General features: G+C 32.7%; 9 protein-coding genes. 5 read left to right on the forward strand and 4 right to left on the reverse strand.

The window, feature by feature from the left end; all coding sequences use genetic code 11:
• Positions 1-43 precede the first annotated feature (43 nt).
• The 3 genes from DK441_RS24175 to DK441_RS24185 all read left to right on the forward strand — a co-directional run bounded on the left by DK441_RS24175 (position 44) and on the right by DK441_RS24185 (position 5,366).
• Positions 44-451 (forward strand): hypothetical protein, encoded by a 408-nt coding sequence (locus tag DK441_RS24175; RefSeq protein WP_109853119.1) that lies wholly within the window; start codon positions 44-46, stop codon positions 449-451.
• 8 nt (positions 452-459) lie between these two features.
• Positions 460-1,914 (forward strand): DUF692 family multinuclear iron-containing protein, encoded by a 1,455-nt coding sequence (locus DK441_RS24180; protein WP_109853120.1) that lies wholly within the window; start codon positions 460-462, stop codon positions 1,912-1,914.
• 218 nt (positions 1,915-2,132) lie between these two features.
• The gene (locus tag DK441_RS24185; protein WP_109853121.1) at positions 2,133-5,366 is read left to right on the forward strand and encodes a M14 family zinc carboxypeptidase; all 3,234 of its coding nucleotides are present in this window, start codon (positions 2,133-2,135) and stop codon (positions 5,364-5,366) included.
• 95 nt (positions 5,367-5,461) lie between these two features.
• Here DK441_RS24185 and DK441_RS24190 read toward each other — a convergent pair whose 3' ends face one another.
• A complete protein-coding gene (locus DK441_RS24190; RefSeq protein WP_109853122.1) occupies positions 5,462-7,012 on the reverse strand; it encodes a hypothetical protein in 1,551 nt (516 codons plus the stop codon).
• A 12-nt stretch (positions 7,013-7,024) separates the two neighbouring features.
• Positions 7,025-7,885, reverse strand: a complete 861-nt coding sequence (locus DK441_RS24195; protein WP_109853123.1) for an ABC transporter ATP-binding protein — start codon at positions 7,883-7,885, stop codon at positions 7,025-7,027.
• A gap of 351 nt (positions 7,886-8,236) precedes the next feature.
• Here DK441_RS24195 and DK441_RS24200 point away from each other — a divergent pair, with 351 nt between their 5' ends.
• The gene (locus DK441_RS24200) at positions 8,237-9,214 is read left to right on the forward strand and encodes a sensor histidine kinase (protein WP_109853124.1); all 978 of its coding nucleotides are present in this window, start codon (positions 8,237-8,239) and stop codon (positions 9,212-9,214) included.
• The gene (locus DK441_RS24205) at positions 9,215-9,928 is read left to right on the forward strand and encodes a LytTR family DNA-binding domain-containing protein (RefSeq protein WP_109853125.1); all 714 of its coding nucleotides are present in this window, start codon (positions 9,215-9,217) and stop codon (positions 9,926-9,928) included.
• A gap of 5 nt (positions 9,929-9,933) precedes the next feature.
• On the opposite strand, the gene DK441_RS24210 is transcribed toward DK441_RS24205, so the two are convergent.
• Together DK441_RS24210 and DK441_RS24215 are read right to left on the reverse strand one after the other, a co-directional pair.
• Positions 9,934-11,043, reverse strand: a complete 1,110-nt coding sequence (locus tag DK441_RS24210; RefSeq protein ID WP_109853126.1) for an Ig-like domain-containing protein — start codon at positions 11,041-11,043, stop codon at positions 9,934-9,936.
• Complete coding sequence (locus DK441_RS24215; RefSeq protein WP_109853127.1) at positions 11,028-12,140, reverse strand: hypothetical protein; 1,113 nt, start codon at positions 12,138-12,140, stop codon at positions 11,028-11,030. The genes DK441_RS24210 and DK441_RS24215 overlap by 16 nt, the downstream gene beginning before the upstream one ends.
• Between the last annotated feature and the right edge of the window lie 43 nt (positions 12,141-12,183).

Consider the following 12,183-nt stretch of genomic DNA (forward strand, 5'->3'; position numbering starts at 1 on the left):
TGTTAGTATTTTTATGTGATTAATAATTAAAACACAAAAAAAGATGAAAAGTAATCAAAGAGTGGGAAGAGGGGCAGTAAGATTATCAATCCCAGCAAAAGTTGCGTATGATGCAAAAGCCTTTCAAAATAGTATTCATGAGCTGTTAGATGAATTGGGATGTCCAAAATGTTTCTCTGGGGTAGATTGTTATTTTCAGACGATTAGAGATTACGTTTTAGACCCGAGAGAAAATGTAGTTTCACGATCACTGGCTTTTAGAGATCCTTCTCCACAACCTAGTAAATTAATAGCAACAAAAACTCTAAATGTTGGGGTGTCCCCGGCAGTATCTTATGATATTGGTAAGATTGATGAAGCTATAAAAAGTATTTTTGAAGAAATAGGATGCCTGGCATGTTGTTCTGGGAATGATATATTCTTTCAAAACCAGTTTGATTTTAATTTTTAAAACAAATCATGGGTGTAATTGAAAAAACGCTAGAATTAGAATGCCTACCACAATTAGGGGTAGGCATTATTTACTCGCCTACAGTGGCCAATATTAATTTCCCTAATGGGCTAATTGATACGTTTGAAATAGAACCTCAAACATTGTGCATCAGAGATGAAAATGACAACTTGAAGGTACCAACAGAAGTTTTTGAAGAAATACATAAACTACCATATCATAAATTAGTACATAGCATAGGAGCGCCTGTAGGAGGAAGCTTACTGCCCAAAAATGATCAGTTAGCATTAATTAAATATGCTACAACTCTTTTTGAGAGCCCCTGGGTAACAGAACATCTTAGTTTTAACGCCACTACCGAATTTAATACTGGTTTTTTTCTTCCGCCTTGCCAAACAAAAAAAGGGTTGGAATTAGCCATACGAAACATAAAGTATCTTCAAGATAAAATAGGAAAACCAATAGCTATTGAAACCGGGGTAAATTATCTAAAACCCAATAGTCATGAAATGAATGATGGAAGTTTTGTTGCAGAATTATGTAGAGAAACGGGATGTGGAATATTATTAGATATTCACAATATTTTTGCTAATCAATTAAATGGTCGTCAAAGTATTACAAACTTCTTAAAAGAAATACCACTAGAGCATGTAGTAGAAATGCATATTGCAGGAGGAACCGAATTAAATAATTTATGGATGGATTCTCATTCTGGACCTATAGATAAAAGGTTACTTGCTATAACAAAAGAAATTTTACCAGATCTTACTAATTTAAAGGCTGTTACTTATGAAATATTTGATTCTTATATTCCTGTAGTTGGTGATGCTCTTATTATTTCTGAAATGGAAAAAGTAAGAGAACTTTGGGAAAACAGAAAAGAGCAATATCATATTTCTGAAGAAGAAAAATTGCCTAAGACGGTATGTAATATTCAAAAACTTAATCAGGAATTTGATCCTATCGCATGGGAAAACATGCTAGGTAATCATGTTATTGGCCGAGTAGATGAACATAATGTGCTAGAGAATGAAGAAAGAATTAAAATTTATCAAAAGTTAATAAAAGAATTTAGAGCTTCTATGGTAGCTCGAATTTTTAAACTTACAACACGATATATGATGTTGGTGTTAGGGATGGAAGTATTTGCTGCCATTCTTAATGATTTTTGGAAACATTACCCTCCCGAACAACTAAGTCATAAAGAAGCTAAGAATTTTGCTGCTTATCTAATGCATAAAGACTATAAACTTCCTTGGTTAGATCGATTACTTAACTATGAAGTTGCTGTACTTGATACTCTAATGGATGAAACTCTTAGGGTAGTTACATTCGATGCCGACCCTACACCTATGTTTAATGCTCTTTCTCAAGGAAAATTACCAGAAAAAATAGGAGATTTGGGAGATTATGAAGTCGAAATTACTCCCGAAACCTCTACAACAAACTGGATGGTGATATAGTAAAAAAAGAGGCTATATAGTGTATTTGTAGTAATTATTTTGTGTCGTTTTTTTATATTGTTTTCTACAAGAAAGGATTAATAGGAGCCTTCTCTAAAAACAAAGAAAATAACGTTTCTACTTAATTCTCACGAATTTAGTACCTTTAGGTTTGATATTTATTACACGATATCATTAAAACCTAAATATTAACTCAATTTAAATTACTCTTAAAACCAATGAAAAAAAACATCATGTTAATGCTGTTGGTGTATTGCACCATAAGCATTTCTCTTTTTGCGCAAAAAAGTAATAAAGAGCTCGCCAACGAATATCTGAACCTAAAAGGTGAAGTGATTTTTAGCTTCACAATCAATAACAAAGCAGAATTAAGTACTATTACCAAAGAATTAGCTATTGTTCATTTTGATGAAAATACCAATAGTGTTAAAGTAATGGCTAATAAAAGCCAATTTTCTTCTTTCCTACAAAAGAATGTTCCTTTTACCCTAACTTCAGAAGATAATATCATTGGGTATAGAACTATGACTTCTGATCTGGCGATAAAAGCCGCTACATTTCCACTTACTGCATACCCAACATATGCTGATTATGTAACAATGATGAATGATTTTGCCACTAATAATCCATCTTTATGTAAAGTAGAAAATATCGGAGCTACAGGAGAAGGAGATAAATCGATATTATTTGTGAAATTATCAGATAATGTAAACCAAAACGAGCAAGAACCTCGAGTAATGTATACTTCTTCTATGCATGGTGATGAGATCGCAGGATACCCTATGATGCTTAATCTTATTGATTATTTACTAGGAGCTTATAAGAATACAAGTCATCCAAAACACGCTGAGATCAAAACCCTTTTGGATAATAATGAGGTATGGATTAATCCACTGGCAAATCCTGATGGTACATATCGCAATAGTGCAAATAACACATCTGTTGCTAATGCTACCCGAGGAAATGCTAATAATGTAGATTTAAATAGAAATTACCCCGATCCAGATGATGGGGCACATCCAGATGGTAACAGTTATCAGACAGAAACTGTTGCTTTTATGAATTTTGCTGATACCAAACATTTTGTATTGTCTGCTAATTTTCATGGCGGAATAGAATTAATCAACTACCCATGGGATACATACGCAGGAGCACATCCCGATGAGGATTACTTCATTTATGTATCTAAAGAATACAGAGATCACTGTCAGGCGAATAGTCCTTCAGGATATTTTACCGGACAAAATAATGGTATTACAAACGGGTATGCATGGTATGAGGTACAAGGAGGTAGACAGGATTACCAAATATATAATCAGAAAGGAAGGGAAGTTACTGTTGAACTGTCAAACAATAAAACTCCCCCTGCTAATCAATTGGTAAATTATTGGAACTATAATAGAGAAGCACTTCTGGCATTTTTGAAACAAATAAATTATGGTATTCGCGGAGTAGTAACCGATGCATCAACCAGCCAGCCAATACAAGCCAAAGTAACTGTTGTAGGTCGTGAGAGTTATGACTCCTGGACACCCACAGAATTACCAGAAGGAGATTATTACAGACCTATAAAAGCAGGAACTTATGATATTTTATACGAAGCAGAATGTTATGAATCACTTACTTTAACCGGGGTAACAGTAGCAGACTATGCTGCAGTGGTTAAAAATGTTCAATTAACACCTATTGGTGGAGTAGCCCCAACAGGATTAGCAGCATCAAATATACAACCTACAACAGCAACATTGAACTGGAATGCTAATTCTGGAGCTACATATGATGTAAGATATCGTGCTACTGGAAGTTCGAATTGGACTACTTTGTCTTCCAATACAAATACAATTAACATAACCGGGTTAACTGCTACAACTCAATATGAAGCTCAGGTAAGAAGTAATTGCGCAGGAGGAGCAAGTTCTCCTTATAGTACTTTAATAAACTTTACAACTACAGATACTCAAGCTTGCACAGGGGTAAATAGTTTCCCATATACAGAAAGTTTTGAAACTGGTTTGGGCCTTTGGACTAATGCAACCGGAGATGATATTAATTGGACACGAGATTCTGGAGGAACTTCCTCATCGTCAACAGGACCGTCATCGGCTCAAGATGGTACTTTCTATTTATATACCGAGGCATCTACAAATGTTACACCACCAGGAAGCCCAAATAAAACAGCACTTCTTAATAGCCCTTGTATTGATTTGGCAACTCTTTCTGGTATTTCTTTAGAATTTGGATATCATATGTATGGATCTAATATGGGAAGTATGGAAGTCTTAGTGAGTACAGATGATGGAGCTAATTACACATCATTATGGACAAAGAGCGGGGATCTGGGTAATACTTGGAACCAAGCAACAATAGATCTTACTGCATACGCCGGATCGGTCATAAAACTACAGTTTAAAGGTACTACAGGAACAAGTTTTAGAAGTGATATGGCAATAGATAATATTAGTATAAAATCTTCTGCTCCCGATACAGAAGCTCCTTCTGTACCAACTGGACTCACAACATCGTCGGTTACTTCGACTACTATTGGGTTATCCTGGAATGCTTCGACAGATAATATAGGAGTATCGGGATATGAAGTATATCAGGGAGCTACTTTGGTTACAACGGCGACAAGCACCAGTTATACTGTTACTGGATTGACACCTAATACTAGCTATACTTTTTCTGTAAAGGCTAAAGATGCGGCAGGAAATATTTCTTCATCTAGTAATACAGCTAGTGCAACTACATCTGATACTTCAATTACATATTGTGATTCTAAAGGAAACAATGTAAGTTATGAATATATCGATTATGTGGGGCTAGGTGGTATTACAAATACGACAGCTGCAAATGCAGGGTATGGAGATTTTACCAATTTAATTGCAAATATCGGAACAGGAACAAATACAATTGTAGTAAGTGCCGGTTTTGCAAATACGGCATATAGAGAATATTGGAGTATATGGATTGATTATAATCAAAATGGGACTTTTGATGCTGCTGAGCAGATTGTATCAAATTTATCCAATAGTAGTGCTAATCAATCTTTTAATTTTGATGTTCCTACTACAGCTGTGGCAGGTAATACAAGAATGCGGGTATCTATGAAATACAGTACAGCATCTGGACCATGTGATACCTTTACCTATGGAGAAGTAGAAGATTATACCGTAAATATTAGCACTACTTTACTTTCTAAAGGAGATGAACCTTTTTTGGTAAATGATTTGGTATTGTATCCAAATCCGATAAAAGATGGAGTGTTATTTGTAAAAAATATAAATCAAAAAAATGTATCCTTTAGAATCGTCAATTATATGGGGCAAACAGTAATGCAAGATCAATTATCGCAAGATAAAATCAATGTAGCACGTTTATCTGACGGAATGTACTTTTTAGAGGTGAATATGGGTAACAAAACGATTACCAAAAAGTTTATCATAACTAAGTAATTTTTATCTAGATAATAAAAGCTTCCGGAAAATTTATTTCCGGAAGCTTTTTTGATTCAACCTGTTTGGTTTTTTGATTGAAGTATTGATTGTATTTATATTCTTTTCAATTCAATATTTCTAATACTATAGCTAATGGTTAGCAATATCGCTACCAGAATAGCAATGCCAGCGAGATAGCTATATTGGCGATGTAAGCCACCAAAATAGTCTGTAAATGGTACTGCATTAATATTGGCATAGGTGATCATAAAGAATAAGATTTCAAATAATTTCTTTCCTTTGGTCAAAATCCCAGTTAGAACAGCAAGCGAAACAATAAAAACCCCACCTAGTATAATAGAAGTAACATACATAAAATCAAGCTGTATCATATACCTTAATAATAATGGTAAAGCAAGTAAAAGAGCCAATAGTATCCCAGATAGTATTTGAGACAACAAGAGTCTTTTAAGCGGTTGATATGAAGCAAAAGTAAAGAAGTGTGTACTAAACATTCGCTCTTTGGTTACTAATGAAGACCATCTGCTTACTTGTAAGAACCATAGTATGGGCAATATCATTTGATGGGCAATAGATAGAGGAGCAAAACATAACGCCAACATACCTGCAATATTTAATATCCATAACCATTTATGCCCACTTCGTATGAGTAATACAAACTCAGTTTTTATAAGAGGCAATATTTTAAATGAGAGAGAAACTTTTGGAAGATTGGAAATATCAATATCATTATCAATTTTGGTTTGTAAGAGTGTTTTTTTATTTTTTAATTGAAAACGTTCTTTAACTTTAAATCTATGAAAAAACAGAGAGGCAAGGCCAAGTAAAAGAATTCCGAAAATGATCCATCCCATACGACTTAAAATATAACCTATGGGAAAATCTACTCCATCAAAAAGAAAATGATTAGCTTCAGATACATTTCCTAATACGAATCCAATGTTTAATCCACCTAAATCTTCATGAGTTGTAGTATTTCTTACTGTTTCTTCCATTTGAGATGTGATTATCTTAGTGCCAAATGCATCCAAATAAAAATTCTTTGAAGTATCACCAGGCTTATGCAAAGCCATTATTGAAAAAAGAAAGAAAAAAAGAATATTCTGAAGTATAGATTTTTGAATCAAAAAAACTTCAAATAGTACGGCCAGTACCGAAATGAAAAACAACGATGGAATGACAATGATACTGTATGGAGTGATGAATTGAAGTATTTCAAAAGAAAACCCATCATTGTATAAAAAGAATAGTACAATGCTCATTATAAATATAATAAATGCTATAGTACATAAGACTAAAAAGTTACTAATTGTTTTAGATAGTAGGTATCCAAAATTTGAAACCCTTGTAGTAGCTATGATCTGACCTACTTTACTATTGATATCATTTTTAATTGTACCGTTAACCAGGTAAAAACCAACTAAAGAAAGAAAAATACTAGTCATAAGAGCTGTTACATAACCTATCCAGGAGGAGTTATAAAAACCTAGGTAATCTCCGATTCGAATAGTGGAGTAACTCGCACCCGGAGCTGGGATAAATGAATACGCTACAGCAAGACTAATGCATAGTGTAATTAAAAAAGCATAGCTACGAGTACGTTGTAAATAATCTGATTTTATTATCGTTATAAAATTTTTCATAAGTCGATTATGTTATTTTTTAGTAGTATACAGATAAGCATCCTCTAAGGTTGCTTCACATGGTGTTGCTGATTCTATTAAGGTGTCAGAGATGTATCGTACGATAACGGCCTCTTTTTTACGAATAGTATTTAATATACTATGATGATTTTTGAAGTCGGATACTTCCTCTTTGTTCATTGTTATTTCAAATACTTTGTTTTTTACTGTATCGATAATAGTTTTTTGATTTCCCTGGCATAATAGCTGGCCTTCTTTCATTATAGCTACCTGATCCGCTATGGTATCAATATCAGAAACAATATGTGAAGACAAAATAACAATACAATCATTGGCTAATTCTGAAATTAGATTGCGAAAACGTACACGTTCTTCCGGATCCAAACCAACAGTTGGTTCATCAAATAATAATATTTTTGGATGATTAAGTAATGCCTGGGCAATTCCGATACGTTGTTTCATTCCGCCAGAATAATTACCTATAGGTTTTTGGGCTACTTCGGTTAAGTTTAATCCTTCTAGAAGAAATGCGATTCTTTGTTTTAATTGTGTTCCTCCGATACCTTTTAGTGCGGCCATATATTCTAAGAATTCATAAGCATTCAAGTTGGGATATACACCAAAATCTTGAGGTAGATACCCTAGTTGTTTTCGCATATAATTTGGATCTTTTACAACATTGTTCTTGTTGAGTAAAATACTTCCATTTGATGGCTTACTAATCGTAGCGATCATTTTTAATAGTGTAGATTTTCCTGCACCATTAGGACCAAGTAATCCCAAAATACCATTCTCGATATTTAAGGTATATTCTTTTAGACCATATTTATTGCTGTTGTATTTTTTGGATACGTTTTGTATATCTAGTTTCATTTTATTATCGTTTTAGTGGTTTTGATATATTTTTTATGATTCACCTTTTTAGATTGCAACAAAAGTTTTTATCATGCTAATAATAAATAGTACAATAAGAAGGCATAAGTTTACAATTGATTCCATGTTGATTGATTTTTGAATTAACACTTCAAAAGTGAGGGTAAGTCAATAGATTAAAAAGAAAGAATGATCAATGTACAGGATTTAATGATCAATAGTACAAAAGGTGAGTTTGTTCCCTTCATCAGCATATTGAAGATGTTTACAATCAAAAGAACTCCTTTGATCATTAATATCTGTGTTTTAGAAGCATTTTCTAGTATTTTTGAGGACATTTAAAGAAAAAATATGTCCAAATTAGATCGATGGATAGATAATCGTTTTGTACAGAATCTTGTAGTATGGCTTTTTACTACATTAATTCTCACGATGTCTATTCAGTCAGAAAACAGACTTCTTACTGCTGTATGGGCAACACTATATCTTATTGTCCCTGTGTATATAAACAACCTGAAAATACTACCACTATTTAACAGGAAAAATAAACTTTTGGGAATTGGACTTTTTTGTCTAAATGCTTTTTTGTTTAGTAGTATTGCTGTCTTTTTTATGAGTAAACAGTTTCAGAAATTCGAATGGTCGATGTTGTACAATCTTTTTTCTGTAATGATTTTGGCCTTATTATTTAGCTCTGCGATAAAGATTGCAAAAGATAGTTTTACTCGTAGGCAAGAAATAAAGGATGCCGAACTAAAATTGTTAAAAGCACAATTAAATCCACACTTTCTGTTTAATACATTAAACAATTTATACGGTTTATCTGTTGTGAATTCTGATAAATTACCAGATTTAATGTTAAAGCTTTCAGATTTACTACGATATAGCTTATATGATACTAAAGAACAATTAGTGCCTTTGCAAAAGGAAATTCAATATTTACAAAATTATGTGTCTTTAGAACGTATACGCTTAGAAGATAAAACAGAGATAGTGTTAAGTACTTCTGGTGAAATGAGTACTTTAAATATCGCTCCAATGCTTCTGATTGTGTTTGTAGAAAATGCTTTTAAACATTTGGGAGTATCTAAAAAAGGAGAGAGTAGAGTAGTAATTACTACTCAGATAATCGAAGACGAATTATGGTTTAGTTGTGTAAATACAGCTGATTATAAAAGTCATAATGAATCTGATCTTGAAAAAGGGAAAAGTGGTATTGGTTTGCAAAATGCAAAAAAACGATTGACGCTGATATATCCAGACAGACATACCTTGAATATTAATAAAAAAGAAGAAGAGTTCGAAGTTCAATTAACCTTAAAACTATAAATGGAGATTTTAAAATGCATTATTGCCGATGATGAGCCTATTGCTCGTCAGATATTAGAAAATTATATTGAGCAAATCCCTAATTTAGAAGTATTAGCATCTTGCAAAGATGCTTTTGAGGTTATGAAAATTCTTCAAAATCAATCTGCCGATATTCTTTTTTTAGATATTAATATGCCAAAATTATCAGGTTTAAGTTTGTTAAAAACAATGCAGAAACGACCAGATGTGATTATTACAACTGCGTATCCAGAGTACGCTATTGAAGGATTTGAATTGTCGGTAACTGATTATTTATTAAAACCTTTTTCATTAGAACGTTTTATCCAGGCGGTTACAAAAATTCAGAAAAAAAATATAACAGATACTGTAGGAATACACCTTTCAGAAAAAGAAGAGATAACAACTTCGGTTTTTGTAAAAAGCGATAAGAAATTAATTAAGGTACTTTTTAAAGATATTCAATACATAGAAGCTTATGGTAACTATATTAAAGTTTTTACCGACACTATGATTTTAACACCCAATACGTTATCAGATTTTTTTGATAAACTTCCTAAAGAAGACTTTATAAGAATTCATAAATCGTATGTTATTAATTTTAATGAATTAAAACTAATAGAAGGGAACCAGTTAATACTTAATAATGCTACTACTTTACCTATTGGTAAATCCTATCGAAAATTGGTTTTAGACAAAATAGATGGGATGTAGAATAATTATTTAATACTAAACTTTATTTTATGCGTTTTAGGCAAACGGTGAGATATAGTATCGGTAATTTCACTGTCGAATAACCTGTCTAAATTGTTTCCTGCTAAATCTTCAATATGATTGTCGAATAAAATATTATAACTTCCTTTTTCCCAAGGATATAATGGTGTAAAAGACAAGGTTGATTCATGATTAATAAGTTGCCAATTTCCATCAATTTTTCCCCCTTTTGCATTTACAACGATAATACTGTTTTGCGTACTACCATAATCTAAAGACTCATGACATGAAATTAATACATGTGATTTAGAATTTACTTTTGGGGACTGTATTTTCCATGAGTTAACATCGGGTTTTACACGATCGTCATTAGTAATTTGAAATGAGTGTGTAAAATTGTCCTGCATAGATATTCCATTTTTGTCCTTCAACTTTTTTAAAACTACGAGTTTATATGCGTTTTCATTTTTAAAAACCGGACCTAATTGCCTATTGGGGATTAAATCTCGTTTTTGACGCCCAGGTTCTATCCAAATGGTTAGTAGTTTTCCCTGATCACTAATGAGCGCATTCTCTAACGATAAAGCAGCTCTGGGTAATGTATCTCCTGTAGTATTTATGAATCGAATATGATCATAAATATGAGTTTCGTTGATAGGATGAGAGAATTGAATATACCATTTTAAAAGGTTGGAAGGAAGAGTTTTTGCTGAAGGGTAAATCGACGTTACAGAAAGATATTTGTATTCTTCAGGAATATCAAGTGTGAAATATTCTACCGTATCACCATATACTAATGTATATTTTTGATTCCATCCAAAGGGTATTAACGGAGTAAAATGTAGCAATGTTTTTTCCTCGATGAGTTTACCCAACACCGGATTTACATTAGAAAGCTCGTCTTTAGGAACCTCACCTCTATAGATATGTAAATTTCCCGATGTTTTTACATCTTTTTTTACAGTAATATATTCTTTATTAAAAGTAAATTCTGGAGATGTTTGAGAATAGATCTCCAGAACAGTAAAGAATATTATTAAAACGAAAAGTATCGAGTTTTTCACTTTACTAACAGATAATATAAACCATAGCAGTGCTATTATTTCTCGAGCCACCAGCTATTTCCTTTTTTTAGAGTAAGGTTTCCACTAGATTCTCTTTGAACGATAAGAAAACCAGTGCCTCCAAATTTGTCTAACTGTTGTACATTAACATAAGGCAGGTTTACATAACTTACTCCTTCTGCAGCTCCTTTTTTAACGACGGGAGTAGTAAGAGAACCATTGTAGGACTCAAGGTCAGTAAATTCCATTTTCATAAGAGGTCTGTTATTATTGGCTATAAGTAAGTATCGTTGTCCACCATTTTTGATTTCTACCATATCTACAGGACTGTTACCACTTCCTAATTCTGCAATGGTTCTACCTTTATTATGTTCTCCGGGTTTAATGTTATTCATAGGAAAAATAACAAGAGGAGTACAGGTATAGCCAGCGATGATATGGGAGCTACCTTTTATTTTGGTGGGGATAAATGCTTTTATAGGAGCATGAGTTTCATATTGACCGTGCGCAGCATGATAAATCTCTAATGAACCATAATCTTGTTTATCTGTAAAAGGAAAATCAACCGATCTAAAAGTAGAAGCAAATTCTTTATTACTTAAACCAGAAAGCAATACTTTACCAGAAGTATATTTGATATCTGCAACTGCCCACTTACGAAGTTTTCGACCTCGTTTATCCTTCGCTTCTTTATTTACAGGATCGATTAATGAAGTTTTGCTATGAGATATATTATCTAGAGAAACTTTTTTTAATGTATTATGCTCTACACGAAACAATACCACATTACCCGAACTATGATGAACAGAGAGGTAAATATTATCATTTTCTGGATTAACTGCCATATCTGTGATTTGTATTTGATCGATAGCAGAGCCCAACATATCGGCAATTAATTTATCAAGAAAATCAATCTTCACTGCGCTATTATCAACTTTTGGATGAGTACTTAGGTCTATTGCAACAATTTGTGCAGATTTACTATCACCAATAAACAAAATACCTTCTGGTCCAAAGGTCATCGAATTGATAGAAGAAATACCGGGATCACCGGTTTTAAAATCAACTTTTAAAGAAGAATTAGCAAAGATAGGATTTTCTAAAAAAGAAAGGATCAATAAAAGAACGAACGTTATTAATGTTTTCATAATGATTGATTTATAGAATGATCAAAGTTCCTAAATGTAGGAA

It is taken from the genome of Aquimarina sp. AU58 (assembly GCF_900312745.1).
Taxonomy (GTDB): Bacteria; Bacteroidota; Bacteroidia; order Flavobacteriales; family Flavobacteriaceae; genus Aquimarina; species Aquimarina spinulae.